Here is a 20,817-nt window from a genome sequence, read left to right as displayed (position 1 = left end):
TCCGTTCGTCCGGGGCCAGGGTCCGCCCGTTCAGGGGCCTCGGTGCTCGGTGCGGAGTGTGGGGTGCGGAGTGCGAGGGCATCCGCCCTGCGCAACGTCGATGCCCTTGTCCCGGATCCGGGACAAGGGCATCGACGTTGCGCAGGCAGCTCAGGTCAGGTCACCACCGCGTCAACTCCGGTATGAAGCTCGGGATTTCGGTGGCCCGGCCGCTGTCCAGGGCCGTCCGGTAGATGTGGCAGCCGACCGCCAGGTCCAGGACGCCGAGGCCGAACGGGGAGAACACCGTGGGGCGCTTCCGGTCGAGGGTGACCTTGCCGTTCAGGACGTCGGCGAGGGTGCCGTCGATGAAGTCGCGGCTGCCGTACTCGATCTCGGTGAGGTGGGGTGAGGTCTGGGCGGTGAGGCAGTGGTCGATGTCGTCGAGGATGTTGTTGCACTTGATCATGACCGTGGGGTGGATGTCGCGCAGGGACAGGTTCAGGATCAGCTGGTCCGGCAGCAGGGGCTGGCCGTCCGCCAGCCACGGCGCAGGGGCGGTGGTCGCGAGGACCACGACGTCGGCGGTGGCCAGGGCCGCGTCGATCTCGGTGACGGCTCTCGCCTGCCACCCGTGGGCCTCGGCCGCGTAGGCGGCGAACTTCTCTGCGTACGCCTCCACATGGTCGTGGACGAGGCACTCGCCGACGTTGAGGCCGCAGGCCGCGAGGAAGTCGGAGACCGTACGGCCGATGACGCCGGCGCCGACGAAGAGCACCGTGCGGGGCGCGTCGTCGGGGGCCAGGGTCTCCACGGCGAGTGCCGCGGAGGCCGCCGTACGGGCGGCGCTGATGGCGGACGCCTCCAGGCAGGCGAACGGGTAGCCGGTCTCCGCGTCGTTGAGGAGCAGGACCGCCGACGCGCGCGGCAGGTTCTGCCGTACGTTCTCCGGGTAGCTGGCGATCCACTTCAGGCCGGAGACCGGTGCCTCGCCGCCCAGGTGGGCGGGGAGGGCGATGATGCGGGCGCCGGGGTTCTCGGGGAAGCGCAGGAAGTAGCTGTCCGGGTTCACGGTGGCGCCGCGGCTGTGCTGGAGGTAGGTGTCCCGCACGATGTCCAGGATCTCGGACGGCGCGGAGGTGATGACGTCTCGGGCGACGGCCCCGTCGATCACATGGAATGCAGACATCGGTGGTCCCTTTCACGGGAGGGGCGCGGAGTGGTGTCGATGGCGGTGGTGCTGGTCACGCGAGCACACCGAGGTGTGCTCCCACCCAGGCGTCGTTGTAGACCGTGCCGAGGTAGCGCTCCCCCAGGTCGGGTGAGATCGCGGCGATACGGGAGCCGGCCGGGAACACGTCCGCGTACCGGCGGATCGCGGCCAGGACGGATCCGGTGGAGCCGCCGACCAGCAGGCCGTGGGTGCGGGCGAGCAGCCGGCACTCGTGGACCGCGTCCTCCTCGGGGACGAGCACGACGTCGTCGGCGAGGCCGGGTTCGAACAGTTCGGGGATGCGGCTGGCGCCGAGTCCCGGGATGACCCGCGGTCCTGGCGGGGCCCCGAAGATGATGGAGCCGACGGCGTCGACCGCGACGATCCGGGTGTCGGGCGAGAATTCGCGCAGGTACCGGGAGCAGCCGACGAACGTGCCGGTGGAGCCGGCGCCGACGAACAGGTAGTCGATCTGCTGGAGTTCCTTGAGCAGGGTGCGCGCTGTCTGTTCGTAGTGGGCGCGGGGGTTGGCCGGGTTGGCGTACTGGTTGAGCCACACCATGGTGGGGTCGGCCTCGACGCGGCGCCGGATGTGGGCGATGCGGGACTGGAGGAAGCCGCCGTTGGCGTCGACGGTGTCCACGACGACGACTTCGGCGCCGAGGGCGCGCATGTGGTCGATGCTGGTGGCGTTGGTGTTGGGGTCGACGACGCAGGTGAAGGCGTATCCCTTGGTGGCGCAGATGGAACTGAGGGCGATACCGAGGTTCCCCGAGGACGACTCGATGACGCGGGCCCCGGGGGTGAGGACGCCGCGGTGTTCGGCGTCCTCGACCAGGCTCAGTGCCGTCTTGAGTTTGACGGATCCTGCCGGGTTGAGGCCTTCGATCTTGAGGAAGACCTCGGCGCCGGGTGCCATCCGGGGCAGCCGGACGAAGAGGTCGTCGGTGACCAGCTCGTACGTGTGCTCGTAGATCATGACTCGGGCCTCCACAGGTCCTCGGGGCCGGTCTCGTCCGCCGCGTATCTGCCGAGGGAGCTGACGGCCATCCGCATCTCCAGGGCCATGGCCTCCAGGAGGCGTTCGAGCCCGTGTGCCGGGTCCTCGTCGGCGGCGACGAGCGCCGCGCGGCCGAGGCCGACGGCGCGGGCGCCGAGGGCGAGCAGTTTCACGGCGCGGATGCCGTCCCAGACGCGTCCGCTGGCGAGCAGGGTGCGGCCGGCGGGTTCGACGCGGCGCAGGCACTCGGCCAGGGGCAGTCCGACGTGGCCGAGGAAGCCGGTGGGGGCCCAGCCGGTGCCGCCCTCGGCTCCGTCGACGGTGACGGCGTGGGCGCCCGCGTCCCAGGCGATGCCGGCGGCGTGGCCGACGTCCCTGCCGGGGAAGAGTTTCACCCAGCAGCGGGCGCGGGGGTAGTTGTTGCGCATGAGCTGGATCTGCCGGCGGAAGATCTCGTCGGTGAAGGTGCCGGGGCTGGAGCAGCGCAGGACGGGTCCGGCGTCCGTGAGCCGCTCGACGGCGTACTGTCCTTCGAGGTCGGCGGCGACCGCCTCGCTGATCATGGTGAGGCCGCCGAGTCCTGGCTTGGCGCCCTGGCCGACCTTCATCTCGAAGCCGAGGCGGCCGGAGGCGAGGAGTCCGGAGACGGCGGGGTCGCTGTAGACGTGGTTCCAGACCTCGGAGTCGGCGTCCTCGGTGCTCTGCTGGACACAGACGCCGCCGACGCCGTCGGGCAGTTCCTCGCAGTAGGCGAGGATGCGTTCCAGCAGACCCTTGCGGTGGTCGTCGCCGCTGCTGCGGAAGCCGTTCATCGGGGCGACGTTCTCGCCGATGACCATGGGGATGCCGAGGCGTCCCGCCTGGCGGCTGAGGGCGAGGCTGGTGCCGGCGACGCGGGTGGAGCCGAGGGCCGACACGTACACCGGCAGCGGGGTGTCGAAGCCGCCGAGGGCGGTGGTGAGGCTGACGTCGGAGTAGAGCGGTTCGCGGCCGAGGTCGATGAGTTTGGCGAGGCGGCCGGGCATGAAGACGGGCGGGGCCAGGCGCAGGGCGTCGATCTCGTCGCCCTGTTCGCGGGTTCCGCCGAAGACGGCGGTGCCGTAGCTGTCGAGCGGCGGGAAGACGGCGGCGGCTCCGTCGCGTGCGCGGGCGCGGATGTCGTCCTCGGGCAGGCCGGGTGCGGTCAGGTACGTCACGGGGACACGACCCCCGCGAGCTTCGGGAAGGCGGTGGCCTGCCAGACGGAGTCGAGGCCGGCGACCCAGCGGGTGAGACGTTCCAGGCCGATGCCGAAGCCGGCGCTCCTGGGGATGCCGTGCCGGGCGACCTCCAGGTACCAGGCGTACTTGGAGGGGTTCTCGCCGGTCTCCCGCATCCGGGTGACCAGCGCCGCGTACTCGCTCTCGCGCTCGCTGCCGCTGCACAGTTCGCCGCAGGACTCGGGCGCGATCAGGTCGAAGTTGAGCAGGGTACCGGGCTCGGCCGGGCTCTCCTTGTCGTAGAAGCCGCGCGAGCCCTTGGGGTAGCCGACGACGAAGAACGGGGCCTCGGCCTGGCGGGAGATGCGCTCCTCGGCCTCCCACTCGATCTCCGTGCCCTCGGCCTGCGGGTAGCCGTCGTTGCGCAGCCGCTCGACGACCTCGCCGTGCGGCACGCGGGCGAACGGCCGGGCGACGAACCGGCGCAGGGCGTCGGGATCGCGGCCCAGTACGGCCAGTTCGGCGCCGCACTCGTCGGCGACGGTGGTGACGGCCCGGCGGACCAGGCCCTCGGCGATGTCCATGGCGTCGTCGCGGCTGGCGCCCGCGTACTCGACGTCGATCTGCCGGAACTCGGCGAGATGACGGCGGGTCGTGCTGGTCTCGACCGGCTCCAGGCGGACGTTGGGCGCGACGAGGAAGATCCGGTCGTACGCCAGTAGCGACGCCTGCTTGTAGAGGATGGCGCTGGTCATCAGCTTGTAGCGGTGCCCGTAGTAGTCGACGTCGACCTGCTTGGCGCCGCGCGAGCCGGGGTCGGTGACGGGGCCGATGATCGGGTGGGACATCTCCACCGCGTCGTCGGCGCGCAGGTAGGCGCGGGCGCCGGCCACCAGGGCCTGCTGGATGCGCAGGGCCGCCCGGGTGCGCGGGTCGCGCAGGTGTTCCAGCGGCGAGGGAAGGGTGGGAGCGGCGGCGAACGCCAGGGGGTGGTCGATCTGGAGTGTCATGTCGGTCCTTGTCCGGTCGACGTACGGTTCACCGGCCCGAAAAGGGCCGCGGAAGGGGGAAAATGACGGTCCGTCAGCTCGCTCGGGCGAGCGGGTCGGCGGACGCGTCGTAGCGGGTCTTGACGTGATGCAGCGCGTACATCAGCCCCGAGGAGGTCAGGGGGTGGGTGCTGTGCGCGGTGGCGGTGGGGCCGAGCGGCAGCGACCCGGTACGGGACCACTCCAGCCGGCCCTGCTCGGAGATGACGCTGCGGGTGCGGCCCGCGTTGTCGGGGTGCAGGCAGAAGGGGACGTCGAGGTAGCCACGGGCGAAGGCCCGGATCAGGGCCTGTCCCAGGTCGTCGTGCAGGCCGAGTACGGCCTCCACGAGGGCACGGGCCTCCTCCTCGATGCCGGTGGACGACGGTGGTGCGGTGCGCCGCTCGGACCGTCCGGCGGTCGTGGCGGTCTCCAGCGCCGTGACGTTCTCGGCGATCGACGGAATGCGGGCGGACTCGGCGGCCGTCTTGACGATGAGGCGTGCGGCTCCGGTCCGTACCGCGAGCCGGGCCGCGTCGGCGACGAGGGCCAGCGCACCGGACCTGGTCTCCGGATAGACGCCCATGTAGGCGTAGACGACCACGTGCCAGGAGGTGTCGGGGAGGTGGTCGGCGGCCAGGGCGCGCAGCGCGTGGACGGCTTCCGCGTCCTGCGCGGCGCTGGTCTGCTGGGCGTAGCTCAGCGAGATGCTGCGCAGGCCGTGCTGCCGGAAGAACATGCCTTCCAGTACGGAGATGGCGACGAGCAGCGAGGGCGGGCAGAGCTGGCCCAGCATGCAGCCGCCGAAGCTCTCCAGGTGCGGTTCGACGCCGGTCGCCCGGAGTTCGGCGAGCCTGCGGCACGTCTCGCCCCACGCCTGCACGGAGGTGGCCAGCGGGATGCGGCCGTAGGGCAGGCAGTACGAGACGGGGCCGCCCTCGGTGGCGTCGAGCCCGGCCTCGACCAGTGCCTCGACGATCCGGCCGGGCTGCGCCGAACCGTGCCGCACCTGGACGGGGAAGTCCTCGCCGCGGACGCCGTCGAGCATCCCGGTGGTGGTGGCGACGGGCATGCTCACGAGCGGGTAACCGTTGAGCTGGTGGCCCTGGGCGGCGGCGCGGGCGGCGGCAGCGTAGTCACCGACGCGGGTGAAGCTGTCGAGGGTGAGGGTGCCGACGGTGGTGGCGGCCGCGCCACGGGTGGCGAGCAGTCCCGCGCGCATCCTGGCGGGGTCGGCGAACCCCATGCGGGGCTGGACGACGAGTGTGCCGTTGTGCGCCGCTTCGGCCATGAAGCGGTGGAAGGCGCCACCGGGGAGCGGGTCGGTGAGCGGCCCCGCGCTGCCGGGGGCGGGGTCAGCCGACGGCATCGGCGTAGGCCCTTCCGTGCCCGCGCTGGGACAGGGAGTCGAGCAGGGCGAGCATGCGCGGTACGGCGTTCGGCCCGGTCAGGACCGCGTCGAAGCCGGCCTCGGTGAGCGCGGGATGGGCGTCGGGGTCGACGGACCCCTCGGTGTCGAGCTTGCCGCCGATGACGAGCGGTACCCGGGCCAGGGCGGGCTCGGCACGCACCGCGCGGGCGAGGGCCGGGGCCTCCTCGGCGCCGTGCCCGTTGACGGTGCTCACGACGATGAGGCCGGGGGGCCGTGCGGCGGACTCGGTGACCAGGGTGTCGACCGGGACGCAGGCGCCGAGGTTGGTGACCTCCCATCCCTGTTCCTCCAGGGTGAGTTGGAGGAACAGCAGGTTCCAGGTGTGCGCGTCCGAGGGAATGGTGCTCAGGACCGCGTGGGGCGGGCTCTCCGGGGGCTGGTGACGCTGGTACACGACCGGCTTTCCTCTCGACACCGTAGGGGCCTCGATCGCTGCGATCGGGCCGGTCATCCGGGGCAGTCCCCGCCCTGGCCGGGTCCCCCAAGTCCCGCCCGTTTCCAAGGCGTTCGGTGGGACTTCGGGGAGTCGGCTGCGGGCGTACGGGCTGTCGGCGGGTGACGTCGTCCATCGTGGCCAGCGGTGTTCCCCAGCGGCACTGGGCACTTGTGGCCAGCCCCGGAGGCGTCACTTGTGCCCACTGGGGGCGCCCGCGCCCGCGTCCTAACGTGCTGACCGCGGACGTCCTTCCGGCGCCGAACCGCTTGTACCGCTTGTACCGCGTATATCGCTGACAACGTGCTGACGATGGGGAGTGAACGGTGGCTGATCACCAGGTTGAGGAGTGGCGGCGCGCGCTGGCGGGTCTTGAGCCGCTGGAGCTGCCGGCGGACCGGCGCCCGGCCGACGACGGACCGGGTCCCTCGGACCGGGTCCTCTTCGACGTGCCCGCCGTGACGGCCGCGGCGCTGTCCGCGACGGCGCACGAGCGCGGGACGGAGCTTTCGACGGCCCTGCTGACGGTGTTTCAGACACTGCTCGCACGGCACACCGGCCGGGGCGACGTCCCGGTGGTGGTGCGGGGCGACGACGCGCTGGTGCGGGCCGTACGCGGTCCGGCGGGCGACCCGCAGTTCGAGGACGCGCTGACGCAGGTCGCGACGGCCGTACGGGCGCGCGGCGGCCTGCCGTACGCGGCGCTCGCCGACGCGGCCGACGGCGCGCTGACCGGTGCCCCGTGGTTCGTGTGGCGTACGGCGGGTGAGACGTCGGCGGCGCTCGCGCCCACGGCGCAGCTCACCCTGGAGCTGGCCGCCGACGGCGACGCGCTGCGCGGTGTGCTGGGCTACCGCACCGACCTGTTCGACCGCGCCACGGCCGAGCGTCTGGCGGACCACTTCGGTGTCCTCGCCAGGTCCGCCGCCGAAGCGCCGGGGACGCGGCTGGCCGCGCTGGAGATGCTGACGGCGGCCGAGCGGATCCGGATCCTCACCGAGTGGAACGGCCCCCGGTCCGCCTTCCCCGACACGTCGACCGTCCACCGGCTGGTGGCGGAGCGGGCCGACCGGCAGCCGGACGCGGTCGCCCTGGAGCACGACGGGCAGCTGCTGACGTACCGGGCGCTGGACGAGCGGGCGAACCGGCTCGCGCACCACCTCGCCGAGCGGGGCGTCGGACCCGGCGCCCTGGTCGCCGTGTGCCTGGACCACGGCCCTGATCTGGTGTGCGCCCTGCTCGGGGTGCTCAAGTCCGGCGCCGCGTATGTGCCGTTGGACCCGTCGTACCCGGCCGAGCGGCTGCGTTACATGGTCGGCGACAGTGCGGCGCCCGTGGTGGTCACGCAGTCCGCGCACGCCGGCCTCTTCGCGCCCGGTCCTGAACTGCTGCTCACCGACGGCGGCTGGCCGGACGGCGACACCTCGGCCCCGGCGGTCGAGGCGGGCGCCGGCGACCTGGCGTACGTCATCTACACCTCCGGCTCGACGGGCCGCCCCAAGGGCGTGCGGGTGGCGCACCGGGGCGTCGTCAACTACCTGCACTGGTGCGACCGCAACTACCCGGCGGCGCCCGGCGCCGAGATCGGCTCGCTGCTCTGCTCGTCGGCCGCGTTCGACCTGACGGTCACGGCGCTGTTCCTGCCGCTGGTGCAGGGGCTGCGCCTGGTGATACCGAACCCGGGTCCCGGGCAAACGGTGTTCGACGCCGCCGTGGATCTCGTGGCGACCGGTGCGCGGATCAGCTTCCTCAAGGCGACGCCGTCACATCTTGAGCTGCTGGTCGCCCGGTTGGAGCGGGACGGGCTGCGGCACGACATCGTGACGGTGGTGGCGGGCGGCGAGGACCTGACACCGGCGCTGACCCACCGGATGCTGACCAACGGCACGGACGCCACGGCCGTCGTCAACGAGTACGGGCCGACCGAGGCGACCGTGGGCAACGTCGTCAGCCGTACGGTGTCGGTGGACCCCACGGCCGACCATGTGCCGATGGGCCGCGCGATCGACAACACCGAGGTGTTCGTGGTCGGCGCGCACGGCGAGGTCCAGCCGGTTGGCGTGCCGGGCGAGTTGCTGATCGGCGGCGTGAACGTGGCCCTCGGCTATCTGGGCCGGCCCGACCTGACGGCTGAGCGGTTCGTGCCGCACCCGTTCTCCGCGGACCCGGACGCCCGGGTGTACCGCACCGGGGACCTGGTCAAGTGGCTGCCGGACGGCCGCCTCGTCTACCTCGGCCGGATCGACGACCAGGTCAAGCTGCGCGGTCACCGGGTGGAGCTCGGCGAGATCGAGAACGCCCTGCTCGCCCGGCCCGGCGTGGTGGCGGCGACCGTCGTGGTCCGCGAGGACGTCCCCGGCGACAAGCGCCTGGTGGCCTATCTGGTGACGGCGGACGAACCCGGTCCTGCGGCGCCCGAGCTGCGCCGGGCCCTGGCGCGGGACCTGCCTGAGCACATGGTGCCCGCCCGCTACGTGACGCTGGAGCGGCTTCCGCTGACACCGAACGGCAAGGTCGACCGCAAGGCGCTGCCCGCACCGCAGGGCCACCGGCCCGAGCTGTCCGTGGCGTTCACGGCGCCGGGCACACCGACGCAGATCGCGGTCGCCGGTATCTGGGCCGAGTTGCTGGGTGTGGACCCGGTGGGCGCCGACGACGACTTCTTCGAGCTGGGCGGGCACTCCCTGCTGGCCGCCCGGGTCGCTTCCCGGCTGCGCCGGGACCTGGGGGTGGACGTGTCCCACCGCACCCTGTTCGAGGCACCGACCCCCGCGCTGCTGGCCGCCGCCGTCGACGCGCTCGACCCGGGCACGGTGACGGCGATGGGGCGCGCCGACCGGTCGGCGGGGCCGCTGCCGCTGTCGTTCGCCCAGCAACGGCTCTGGTTCCTGGACCAGTTGGAGCCGGGACGGGCGGAGTACATCGTCCCGGCCGGGCTGCGGGTCACCGGGCGCTTCGCCCCTGACGTGTTCGGCGCCGCGCTGACGGCGCTGGTGGCCCGGCACGAGATCCTGCGGACCCGGTTCGTGGCGGACGCCGCGGGCCGGCCCGCGCAGATCGTCGAGGCGCCGCGCGACGTGGCTGTCGAGGTGCGCGACGCACGGGACCTCGGCGGCGAAGCGGCGCTCGGCATCCTGCGCGAGGCGGCGGGAGCGCCGTTCGACCTGGCTGCGGGACCGCTGCTGCGGGCGGTTGCGGTGCGTGTCGCCGACGAGGAGTGGCTGCTGCTGATCGCACTGCACCACATCGTCTCCGACGGCTGGTCGGAGGGCATCCTCGCCCGTGAGCTGCGGGAACTGTACGGCGCCGCGGTGGCGGGACGCGAAGCCGGTCTTGTACCGCTGGAGTTCCAGTACGCGGACTTCGCCGCCTGGCAGCGTACGGCCCTGGAGGGGCCCGCGCTGGACGGTCAGGCGGCGTACTGGCGCGACCGGCTCGCCGGCCTCCAGCCGCTGGAGCTGCCCGCCGACCACCGCCGGCCGGCGGAGCGGTCGGGGCGCGGAGACGCGGTCGCCTTCACCGTGCCCGCCGGCGTGGTCGACGCCGCCCGGCGGACCGCCGCGGGGCAGGGCGCCACCCTGTTCATGTCCCTGCTGGCGGTGTTCCAGCTGCTCATGGCGGAGTACAGCGGGCAGGAGGACATCGCGGTCGGCAGCCCGGTCGCGGGCCGCGGCCGGGCCGAGACGGAGGAGCTGATCGGCTTCTTCGTCAACACGCTCGTGATGCGCACGGACCTGTCGGGCGATCCGAGCTTCGGTGAGCTGCTCGACCGGGTCAGGGACACCGCGCTCGGCGCCTACGACCACCAGGAGCTGCCGTTCGAGCGGCTGGTGGAGGAGCTGGCGCCGGAGCGGGACCTGTCGCGCACACCGCTGTTCCAGACCATGTTCGTGCTCCAGAACACCCCGGACGGGAACGCGTGGGGGCTGCCGGGTCTTGGCGTCGAGCCGTTCGCTGTGCGGGCGGAGGAGGCCAAGTTCGACCTGACGCTGTTCCTGACGGAGCGGCCCGACGGTTCGCTCGACGGGAACCTCGTGTTCGCCGTGGACCTGTTCGACCACGCGACGGCGGCGCGGCTGGCCGGTCACTTCACCACGCTGCTCGAAGCGGCGGTGTCTGACCGGCAAAAGCGGCTGTCGGAGCTGGAGGTGCTGACCGGCGCCGAGCGCCGGCTCGTACTGACCGAGTGGTCCGGGACCGCGTCCCTCGCCCGGGACGCCGACACGACGGCGCACCGGCTCGTCGAGGAGCGTGCCGCGCAACTGCCGACTGCGGCAGCGGTGTTGTCGGAGACCGGGGAGCTGACCTACCGGGAGCTGAACGAGCGTGCCAACCGGCTCGCCCGGCACCTGCGGTCGCTCGGCGCCGGAGCTGGCCGGGTGGTCGCGGTCTGCCTGGAGCGCGGGCCCGACCAGATCACCGCGCTGCTCGCGGCGCTGAAGGCCGGGGCCGCCTATCTGCCACTGGACCCGGAGCTTCCGTCCGACCGGCTCGCCTTCATGATCGAGGACTCGGCCGCAGCCCATGTGGTGACCGACGCGGCGCACACGGCGCGGCTGCCCCGTACACCCCACCGCTTCCTCACCGACCAGGACTGGCCGGGGATCGAGGAGCTGGCGACGGACGACCTCGAACCCGCCGCCGCCCCGCACGACCTGGCCTATCTGATCTACACCAGCGGCTCGACCGGCCGCCCCAAGGGCGTACAGATCGAGCACCACAGCCTGGTCAACCTGATCCACTGGACGGTGGAGAGCTTCGGCGCCGCGCCGGGCCGCCGGGTCGCGCATCTCGCCGGTATCGGCTTCGACGCCGCGGCGTGGGAGCTGTGGCCCGCGCTGGCCGCCGGCGCCACCGTCTGCGTCCCCGAGGACACGGTGCGGCGCACACCGGAGTTGCTGCGGAGCTGGCTGGCCGAGCGGCAGGTGACCGGTACGTTCCTCTCCACGCCCATGCTGGAGGCGCTGGCCGCGCTGGACTGGTCGGAGCCGACCTCGCTGGCGTACGTCCTCACCGGCGGTGACGCGCTGCGCCTGCCGGCCGGGCTGCTGCTGCCGTTCCGCGTCGTCAACAACTACGGTCCGACCGAGTCGACGGTGGTCACGACGTCCGCCGAGGTGGTGCCGGGGGTGCCGGTGCCGCCGATCGGCCGGCCGGTACGCAACACAGTCGTCCATGTCGTCGACCGGCACGACCGGCCGGTGCCGATCGGTGTCCCTGGCGAACTCCTCGTCGGCGGCGCCGGGTTGGCGCGCGGCTACCAGGGGCTGCCGCAGCAGACAGCGGAGCGGTTCGTCACCCTGGACATCGACGGCACCCCCCGGCGGGTCTACCGCACCGGGGACCGGGTGCGGTGGCTGTCCGACGGGCAGCTGGAGTTCTTGGGACGCCTCGACGACCAGGTGAAGTTGCGCGGCCACCGCATCGAACCGGGCGAGATCGCTTCGGTACTGCTGGCAGGTCCCGATGTCACGGCCACGGCCGTCGTCCTGCGCGAGGACGTCCCGGGCGACAGGCGCCTGGTGGCGTACGTCGTGCCGGACGGCCGGCCGCCGACCGCCGAGGAACTGCGCGTGAGGCTGCGGCGCGAACTGCCCGACTACATGGTGCCGTCCGCGTTCGTGACGCTGGACCGGCTGCCGCTCACCCCGAACGGCAAGGTGGACCGGCGCGCGCTGCCCGCGCCCGAGCCCCGCTCGGCCGAGGCCGGCGTCGCGCCGCGCACACCGGCCGAGCACGCGGTGGCGGCGGCCTGGTCGCAGGTGCTGGGGACGGACGTCACCCGGGTCGGCGACAACTTCTTCGAGCTGGGCGGCCATTCACTGCTGGCCACCCAGGTCACCTCGCGGCTGCGGGCAGCACTCGGCGTGGAGGTGCCGGTACGCGCCCTGTTCGCGGCGCCGACCGTCGCCGCGCTCGCGGCCGTCGTGGCCGAGCTGGACGTGGACGACGCGGGGCGGATCGCGCCCGTCGCCAGGACAGGCGCCCCGCTGCCGCTGAGCTCCGCCCAGCAGCGGCTGTGGTTCCTGGATCAACTGGAGCCCGGACGCGCCGAGTACGTCGTACCGTTCGCGCTGCACGTCCGTGGCGTACTGGACGCCTCCGCGCTGGACACGGCGCTCACGGCGATGGTGGCGCGGCACGAGATCCTGCGGACCCGGTTCGTCACCGACGACGGCGAGCCGGGGCAGTTCATCGACGCGCCGGCGCCGGTGGGAGCGAGCGTCCACGACCTGCGGCACATCGCCGATCCGGCCGAACGGCACGCGGCGGCACGGCGGTTCGCCGAGGACGAGGCGGGTCGCCCGTTCGACCTGGCGACGGGTCCGCTGCTCCGCGCCCATCTGGTACGGCTCGCCCACGACGAGGCGTTCGTCCTGGTGACGGTGCATCACATTGTCGCCGACGGCTGGTCGGAGGGAGTCATGGCGCGCGAGCTGCGCGAGGGCTACCGGGCGGCTGTCGCCGGGGTCGCACCGACCGGACTGCCCGAACTGCCGCTGCAGTACGCGGACTTCTCCGTATGGCAGCGGGAGCGGCTGGCCGGTGACCTGCTGGAGGAGCAACTGGCGTACTGGCGGGAGCGGCTGGCCGGGGTGGAGCCGCTGGAGCTGCCGAGTGACCACCGCCGCCCGGCGGGACCGCCCCAGGGCGGGGCCACTGTGCCGTTCGAGGTGCCGGCCGAGGTCGCCGCGCGACTGCGGGCGGCGGCGACGGCGAACGACGCGAGCCTGTACATGGTGCTGCTGGCCGCGTTCCAGGTGCTGTTGGCGAAGTACAGCATGCAGGACGACATCACGGTCGGCAGCCCGATCGCCGGCCGCAACCGCGCCGAGACCGAGGATCTGATCGGCTTCTTCGTCAACACCCTCGCGATGCGCACCGACCTGTCCGGCGACCCTGCCTTCACCGAGCTGGTCGCCCGGGTCAAGGACGCCGCGCTCGGCGCCTACGACCACCAGGATCTGCCCTTCGAGCGGCTGGTGGAGGAGCTGGCGCCCGACCGCGACCCGTCGCGCAACCCGCTGTTCCAGACCGTGTTCGCCCTGCAGAACACCCCGGACGGCCACACGTGGAGTCTGCCGGGCCTCGATGTGGAGCCGTTCGCGGTGACGCTGCCCGACGCCAAGTTCGACCTGACGCTGATCATGTCCGAAGGTCCGGCCGGCAGCCTGCGCGGGACCCTGGAGTACCGCACCGACCTCTTCGAGCGGGACACCGTCGACCGGCTGGCCGGCCACCTCGGCACACTGCTGGACGCGGTCGCCGGCGACCCCGGTGCCCGGCTGTCGCAGCTGTCCGTGCTCACCCCCGCCGAGCGGCGGCAGACACTCGTCGAGTGGAACGACACCACAGCGGCCTACCCGGACACCGCCACCCTGCACGGCCTCTTCGAGGAGCGGGCGGCCCGGCAGCCGGACACCGTGGCCGTCGAATCACCGCAGGTCACCCTGACGTACGGCGAGCTGAACGCGCGCGCCAACCGGATCGCCCACCATCTGCGCACCCGCTACGGGGTGCGGCCCGACATGCCGGTCGCGGTGTGTCTGGGCCGTGGGGCCGACCTGGTGACGGCGGAGCTCGCCGTGCTGAAGGCGGGGGCGCCGTACGTACCGCTGGACCCGGAGTACCCCGTCGAGCGGCTGGCGTTCATGGTGCGGGACACCGGGACCCCGGTCGTCCTCACCCACGCGGCGCACGCGGACCGGATCCCGTCCGGTGTCCCCCTGTTGCTGCTCGACGAGTGCGACGCCGAAGGGGGCCCACTGGACGGCGAGCCGGTCACGAACCCCGAACCGGCCGCCACCGCCCACAACTTGGCCTATCTCATCTACACCAGCGGCTCCACCGGCCGGCCCAAGGGTGTCCAGGTCGAGCACCACAGCCTGGTCAACCTGGTCCACTGGACGGCGGGACAGTACGGTCTCGACCCCGGGCAGCGGATCGCGCTGCTGGCGGGGATCGCGTTCGACGCCGCGGCGTGGGAGCTGTGGCTCGGCCTGGTCCGGGGCGCGACCTGCTGCGTCACCACCGAGCGGGTCCGGCTCACCCCGCACCTGCTGCGGGACTGGCTGGGCGAACAGGCCATCCACGCCACGTTCCTGTCCACGCCGATGCTGGAGTCGCTGTCGGCGCTCGACTGGGACGAGGACAGCACCCTCGACTACGTACTGACCGGCGGCGACCGGCTGCGGATGCCGCCGCGTGCCCGGCTGCCGTTCCGCGTGGTCAACAACTACGGCCCGACGGAGACCACGGTCATCGCCACCTCGACCGTGTGCGTCCCCGGGGACACCGTCCCGCCGATCGGCCGGCCGATCGGCAACACCCGGTGCTTCGTGGTGGACCAGCACGGCACACCGCAGCCGGTCGGTGTTCCCGGTGAACTCCTCGTCGGCGGCGTGCAGGTGGCGCGCGGCTACCTGGGGCGCCCCGAGCTGACCGATGAGCGGTTCGTCACGTTCGACGACGAGGAGGTGGGCGGCCGGGTCTACCGCACCGGCGACCTGGTCAGGTGGCAGCCGGACGGGCAGATCGAGTTCCTGCGCAGGATCGACCACCAGGTCAAGATCCGCGGCAACCGCATCGAACTGGGCGAGGTCGAGGCCAACTTGATCACCCATCCCGGTGTCGGCGAGGTCGCCGTGATCGTCCGCGAGGACGTCCCGGGCGACAAGCGGCTGGTGGCCTATCTGGTGCCGGCCGGACCGGAAGCCCCGAGCATCACGGAACTGCACGCGCACCTCGGGCGCTATCTGCCCGACTACATGGTCCCGGCGGCGTTCATGGCGCTGGAGCGGCTGCCGCTGACCGCGAACGGAAAGGTGGACCGGGCGGCGCTGCCGGTCCCCGACGGCAGCCGGCCGGACCTGGGGACGTCGTACACGGCGCCGCGCAACACCGTGGAGCGGCACATCACAGCCGTCTGGTCGGAGCTGCTGGGCATCGAACGCGTCGGCGTCCACGACAACTTCTTCCAGCTGGGCGGGCATTCGCTGCTCGCCACCCAGGTCGCCTCACGGCTGCGGAAGGCGTTGCGGGTCGACGTACCCGTACGGTCGGTGTTCGACCACCCGACACCCGCCGAACTGGCACAGAACGTGGCGGATTTGATGATGGCGGCGATCAACGCGCAGTTCGCACCGGCCGGATGACAGCGGCCGGATGGAGAAGTACGCCCCCACCGTCCGGGTGACGGTGGGGGCGTACGTACGGGCGGGGCCGGGCCGACGGTCGGGGCGTACGCGCAGGCGCGTCAGACCATGTCCTCGACCCGGATGCCACCCTGGGCGATGGCCAGGGCGCCGAGCTGGAAGCGGCTCTGCGCGCCGAAGCGGTCGGTCAGCTTCTCGGAGAGCCGGCGGACCGTGCGCAGCGAGACGTCCATCCTGCGGGCGGCGGCCGCGTCGGTGAGGCCCTGCGCCCAGAGCCGCAGCACGTGCTGCTCCTGGAGGGAGAGGCTGCCACGGGTACGCGGGCGCGCCTCGGTCAGCGGCAGCGCCTCCTTCCAGAGGCGGCTGAACAGGGCGGCGAACGCCTCGGTGACCGACTCGACGCCGCACACCATGGCGCCGACGACGGACCGGGCGCTGGCGACCGGGACCACCGCGTGGGTGCGGTCGCAGAGAATCATCCACGCGGGCAGCGAAGGCAGCGTACGGATCGACCCGACGCTGTCGTCCGTCCCCCGTACGCGGCCCATCGCCTCGGGATCGTTGCGGACGCTCTCCAGGACGATGGTGCGGGCTGCGGTGCCGCGGCGGCGCAGGATCTCGTCGACGGGCCGGGCGGACTCGGCGGCGGCCACGGCCAGCCGCTCGGTGGGACCGACGGTCAGCCACTCCTGCTCGCACCCTTCGGCGAGTTCCGCGAGGCGCCGCCAGACGGCGTCCGCACCGGCCAGCCACTCGACGCCGGGCATGCTCTCCCGGCTGCCGAGGGTGTGCTCGGACAGCAGCCGGGTGACTTCGAGTCTGCTGTCCTCCACCTGGAGCCGATGGCGGGCGAGTTCGTCCTGCTGCCGGGCGAGCATCGCGGCGAGGCCCACCTCGGGGTCGACCGGCCGGAAGCCGGTCGCGGTGTCGCCGGGCACCACGAGCAGCAGGGCGGACAACCGCTCAAGACGCTGCCTGACCGTCTCCTCGGCCTCGTTCAACTGCCCGGCCAACTCGGCGACTCCGGCGTCGGGCTGGTCGACCATGGCGAGATAGACGCTCCGTGCGAGGGAGTCGATACCCAGAGAGGTCCGCATGTCCTTCACTCCTGTTGTCCGGGGGTCCGGGGGTCCGTCGGCCGGTCATCAGTAGACGGGAGTGCGGGCGGCCGGCGGATGCGGGGCGACCACCCAAGTTGTGGGCGCGGTCCCCACGTTGTACGACCGGCGCGGCGGCGCGGTCCCCGGTGCCTCCCGCCGGTCACTCGCGCAGCAGGGGTTAACATCGCGCGCATGCCTGCCTCGCAGCCGACCGTCCTTGCCACCTCCGGAGGGCATCGCGCCGGTGCCCGCGCGCGGGTGCTGTTCGACTCCCTGGTCCACCACGCGGTCGACCTGTCAGGGGTGACCGGCCGCCGGCCGCGCATCCTGTACCTGGGCACGGCGGTGGGGGACGCGGAGCACGTCACCGCGCGCATGCACGAGGCGGCCAGGGTCGCGGGGTTCGACCTGACGCCGCTGCACCTGTTCCCCATGCCGAACGTCGCGGACGTGGAAGGCACCCTCCTCGACCACGACGTCGTGTGGGTCATGGGCGGCTCGGTGGCGAATCTGCTGGCGGTGTGGCGGGTGCACGGCCTGGAAGGTGCGCTGCGGCGCGCCTGGCAGGCGGGGGTCGTGCTGAGCGGGGTGAGCGCCGGGTCGATCTGCTGGTTCGAGGGCGGCGCGACCGACTCGTACGGTCCTGACCTGCGGCCGGTGGTGGACGCGCTCGGCTTCCTGCCGTACGGCAACGGGGTCCATTACGACTCCGACCTGGGCCGCCGCCCGCTGATCCACCGGCTGGTCGCGGACGGCACCCTGCCGACGGCGCACTGTACGGACGACGGCGTGGGGCTCGTCTATCACGGCACCCGTCTCGTGGAGGCGGTCACGGAGTCGGCCGGCAAGGGCGCCTACGTGGTGTCGCGCGACGGCGACGGGGTGCGCGAGGAACGCCTGGAGCCGCGCCCGCTGCCGCCGGCCCGGCACTGACCCCCTTACCGACCGAGCGTCAGGGCGGCCCCTGACCTGCGAGTTGGGACTCTGACGCCGGTAACGCGGCCCGTACGTACCCCCGTTCTTCCGCGCGGCCCCCACCCGGCTACCCGGGGCCGCCGGAGAATATGGGGGCCGCACCCCCATGTGGGGGTCGTGCGATATCTGCGACGTTCTTCCTGTGAACGAATCAGCCGCACCCACGACACCCCGAAGCGCGCACCTGCCGCTCGCCTGGTGGGCCCCCGCGCTCTCCCTCAGCGAGCGGGTCGGCGCCCCCGGACGTCCGGCGGCGTCAGCCACGACCGCCACGTCCGGCCGCGCCCCGTGGGCCGTCGGGGACACGGCGGGCTTCGCGACCCGGCTGGCCCACCTGGGTCTCGACGAACTCGCCGTGTGGGCACTGGCCGGCGAGGCACCGGAACACCTGGCGGACCGTGCCGGTACGCCCCGCTGGGCCGGTTACGTCGAAGAGGCCCTGGAATCCGCGCACTTCGCCGCACGGCCGGTGCCGGGTGACGACGACGCCACCGGGCCCGACGTGTTCGCGCCGGTCGTGGCACCGCTGGTGGTGCCTGCTTCGGACGCCCTCGACCGGCAGCTCGCACCGCTTCCCGCATCCGAACGGAACGTGCTGCGCGCCTCGTTCGAGCAGTGGCTGCTGAGCCGGCTGGCCCGGCAGGCGGCCCGCACCCTCGTCAGCGAACTGGCCGGCGCACGGCGCGCCGGACGGCTCGACGGGGCCACGCCCCGCGACCGGTTCGCCGCCTTCCTCGCCGCCAACGGCAGCGCGGACGGCCTGGGTTCACTTTTCACCGGCTATCCGGTACTGGCCCGGATGCTGGCCCTGACGGCGCTGGACGCCGCCGACGCCGTCGCCGAACTGGGCCTGCGGCTGCACGCCGACCGGGCGGACCTGGTCGGCGTCCTGCTCGAAGGACGCGACCCCGGCCCGCTCACCCGCGTCGAACTGGGCCGGGGCGACGCCCATCGCGGTGGGCGCTCGGTTGCGGTGCTGACGTTCGCCGACGGGTCACGCGCGGTGTACAAGCCGCGCCCGCTGGGGCAGCACGCCCTGCTGGACGACCTGGCCCACTGGCTCACCGGCCGGGTCGACGGCCTGGAGCTGCGCACCCCGCGCACGGTGCGGCGGCAGGAGCACGGCTGGCTGGAGTTCATCGAGCACCGCTGGTGCGGCTCGGTGACCGAGGCGGACGCCTTCTACCGGCGCCAGGGCGCGCTGCTGGCCCTGCTGTACGCGGTGGACGGCGCCGACATGCACTACGAGAACCTCATCGCCGACGGCGGCCAGCCGGTGCTGGTGGACGCCGAGACCCTGCTGCACACCGGACTTCCGCAGGCCGCGACGGCCGGGGCCGACCCGGCGGCCGACGCCCTCCAGGCGTCCGTGCACCGCACGTGCCTGCTGCCGCATCTGCTGATCGGCGAGAACGGCGCGCTGGACATCTCCGCGCTGGGCCGCGCCGAGGAAGGCACGTACCCGAGCGAGGGACTGTGCTGGGAGGACAGCGGCCTTGACACCATGCGGGTCGTCAGGGGCGCGGTGGTCAGCCCGGCAGCGCAGAACCAGCCGCTGCCCGGCGGGCACCGCCTCCAGGGCGCCGACCATCGCGCGGCGCTGCTGGACGGCTTCCGCACCACGTACGCGGCGATCCGGGCGCACGGCGCCGAACTCACCGCGCCGGGAGCCCTGTTGGAGCGGCACGCGGAGAGCCCCGCACGGCTGATCGTCCGCTCCACCCGGCTGTACTCGACGCTGCTGGAGGAGTCTACCCACCCGGCGCTGCTCGGTGACGCGCTCGCCAGGGACGCCGCCTTCGCCGTGCTGTGGACCGAGTCCGCGCACGACCCGGCGCGCGGCCGGCTGGTGGAGCACGAGACCGAGGACCTGTGGCGCGGGGACGTCCCGCTCTTCGTCCACCTGCCGTCCGGCACGGGGGTACGGTCGGCCGGCGGCACCTGGCTGCCGGACCTGCTGCCCGTGTCGAGCCTGAGCGCGGTCCGCGCCAAGATCGCCCGGATGGACGAGGTCGACTGCCGCAACCAGGAATGGATCGTCGCCGCGGCGCTGGCCGCCCGTGAGGCCGACTCCCCGCTGGTCCGGCCGCGCTCCGAGCTGGTGCCCGCCCCGCTGCCCGCCGTGGCGCCCGAACCGTCCCGGCTGCTCGCCGCCGCCTGCGGGATCGCCGACGAGATCGCCGCCCGCGCCGTGCGGTCCGGCGGCCGGGCCAACTGGCTCGGCCTGGAGAGCCTGCCGGGCGGCCACTGGTCGGTGCTCCCGATGGGTGCGGGACTCGCCCAGGGATACACCGGAGTCGCGCTCTTCCTGGCCCAGGCCGGGGTGCTGGCCGGCGCCGAGCGCTACACGGCGCTCGCCCACGAGGCGGTACTGCCGCTGCCCGCCCTGCTGAAGATGCTGGCCGCCGACCCCGAACTCTGCGCCGCTGTCGGACCCGGGGCGTACGACGGGCTCGGCGGCATCCTGTACGGGCTGGTGCGGCTGTCGACCCTGCTCGACGCCGACCTCGCCGACTCGCTGCCCGACGCCCTCACCGCGCTCGAACACGCCGTCATGGGCCGGATGGACCTCGGATTCGCCGACGGCGCCGCAGGCGCCCTGGCGGCGGCCGTCGCCACCCACGAAGCGACCGGCGCCCGCCGGGCCCTGGAACTGGCCGAAGCGGTGGCGGACGCCCTGGCCCCCGCCGCGGCGCGGGGCAACGGCGCCGCGGGGTTCGCCGAGGGCGCCGCCGGCATCGGCTGGGCGCTGTGGCGCCACGCTGACCACCGGGCGGACGGCAAGGGACACCCGGAGATCGCCGCCGGACTGCTGCGCTCGGCCGACACCGCCCCTGAAGCCGCAGCGCCCAACCCGTCGTGGACCACCGGCCTGCCCGGGATCGCCGCCGCCACCGCGCACCTGCCGGGGCGCGACGACCTCGCCACGCGCCTCGCCGCCCTCGGGGACGGACCCGAACTCAGCGCGGGCCACGGCGCGTTCGGTGCCCTGGAAGCCCTGTCGGTGCTGGCCGGCCAGGGCGACACCACGGCGTCCGCCGCTCTCGGCCGGGCCGGCGGCCGGGTCCTCGCGACCGTCGAGGGACAGCAGCACCGCTGCGCGACCCCCGGCCAAGTGCCCTCTCCCGGGATGCTGACGGGCCTCGCCGGCATCGGCTACGGGCTGCTCCGCCTCTGCTCCCCGGCCCATGTCCCGTCCGCGCTCCTGCTGGAGCACTCCTGTCCGGGCAACCCGGTCAATCCGCCCACCTGTTGAGGGCGAGCCTCCCCGGCCGGCCGGACCCGGCCCACCAACCGCTCCTC

At 73.3% G+C, this 20,817-nt stretch carries 10 protein-coding genes; 3 read left to right on the top strand and 7 right to left on the bottom strand.

What is annotated here, in order from left to right:
* Positions 1 to 160 precede the first annotated feature (160 nt).
* The 6 genes from sbnB to OHS57_RS32190 all read right to left on the bottom strand — a co-directional run bounded on the left by sbnB (position 161) and on the right by OHS57_RS32190 (position 6,245).
* Entirely contained in the window at positions 161 to 1,168 is a 1,008-nt protein-coding gene (gene sbnB / locus OHS57_RS32215; RefSeq protein WP_328584181.1) for a 2,3-diaminopropionate biosynthesis protein SbnB, read from the bottom strand.
* Positions 1,169 to 1,223: 55 nt separating this feature from the next.
* The gene (gene sbnA, locus OHS57_RS32210; RefSeq protein WP_041993293.1) at positions 1,224 to 2,171 is read right to left on the bottom strand and encodes a 2,3-diaminopropionate biosynthesis protein SbnA; all 948 of its coding nucleotides are present in this window, start codon (positions 2,169 to 2,171) and stop codon (positions 1,224 to 1,226) included.
* The gene (locus OHS57_RS32205) at positions 2,168 to 3,388 is read right to left on the bottom strand and encodes a glutamate synthase-related protein (protein ID WP_328584180.1); all 1,221 of its coding nucleotides are present in this window, start codon (positions 3,386 to 3,388) and stop codon (positions 2,168 to 2,170) included. Before OHS57_RS32205 ends, sbnA begins: the two co-directional genes overlap by 4 nt.
* On the bottom strand, positions 3,385 to 4,401 hold the full coding sequence (locus tag OHS57_RS32200; RefSeq protein ID WP_328584179.1) for an asparagine synthetase A: 1,017 nt from the start codon (positions 4,399 to 4,401) through the stop codon (positions 3,385 to 3,387). The genes OHS57_RS32205 and OHS57_RS32200 overlap by 4 nt, the downstream gene beginning before the upstream one ends.
* A 73-nt stretch (positions 4,402 to 4,474) precedes the next feature.
* Positions 4,475 to 5,788 carry a methylaspartate mutase gene (locus OHS57_RS32195; RefSeq protein ID WP_328584178.1) on the bottom strand — a complete coding sequence of 438 codons (1,314 nt, stop codon included), beginning with the start codon at positions 5,786 to 5,788 and terminating at the stop codon, positions 4,475 to 4,477.
* The gene (locus OHS57_RS32190; RefSeq protein WP_041993286.1) at positions 5,775 to 6,245 is read right to left on the bottom strand and encodes a cobalamin B12-binding domain-containing protein; all 471 of its coding nucleotides are present in this window, start codon (positions 6,243 to 6,245) and stop codon (positions 5,775 to 5,777) included. The genes OHS57_RS32195 and OHS57_RS32190 overlap by 14 nt, the downstream gene beginning before the upstream one ends.
* A gap of 365 nt (positions 6,246 to 6,610) precedes the next feature.
* Here OHS57_RS32190 and OHS57_RS32185 point away from each other — a divergent pair, with 365 nt between their 5' ends.
* Complete coding sequence (locus OHS57_RS32185; RefSeq protein ID WP_328584177.1) at positions 6,611 to 15,439, top strand: non-ribosomal peptide synthetase; 8,829 nt, start codon at positions 6,611 to 6,613, stop codon at positions 15,437 to 15,439.
* Positions 15,440 to 15,540: 101 nt separating this feature from the next.
* Here the strand turns inward: OHS57_RS32185 and OHS57_RS32180 are convergent, their stop codons facing one another.
* On the bottom strand, positions 15,541 to 16,536 hold the full coding sequence (locus OHS57_RS32180) for a LuxR C-terminal-related transcriptional regulator (RefSeq protein ID WP_041993278.1): 996 nt from the start codon (positions 16,534 to 16,536) through the stop codon (positions 15,541 to 15,543).
* Between the two features lie 195 nt (positions 16,537 to 16,731).
* On the opposite strand from OHS57_RS32180, the gene OHS57_RS32175 reads away from it, so the two are divergent.
* Together OHS57_RS32175 and OHS57_RS32170 are read left to right on the top strand one after the other, a co-directional pair.
* Complete coding sequence (locus OHS57_RS32175; RefSeq protein WP_041993274.1) at positions 16,732 to 17,472, top strand: peptidase E; 741 nt, start codon at positions 16,732 to 16,734, stop codon at positions 17,470 to 17,472.
* 184 nt (positions 17,473 to 17,656) lie between these two features.
* Positions 17,657 to 20,770, top strand: a complete 3,114-nt coding sequence (locus tag OHS57_RS32170; RefSeq protein WP_328584176.1) for a type 2 lanthipeptide synthetase LanM family protein — start codon at positions 17,657 to 17,659, stop codon at positions 20,768 to 20,770.
* Positions 20,771 to 20,817 lie beyond the last annotated feature (47 nt).

This window comes from Streptomyces sp. NBC_00370 (genome assembly GCF_036084755.1).
Taxonomy (GTDB): Bacteria; Actinomycetota; Actinomycetes; order Streptomycetales; family Streptomycetaceae; genus Streptomyces.
This window is presented reverse-complemented; position numbering and strand designations above follow the sequence as displayed.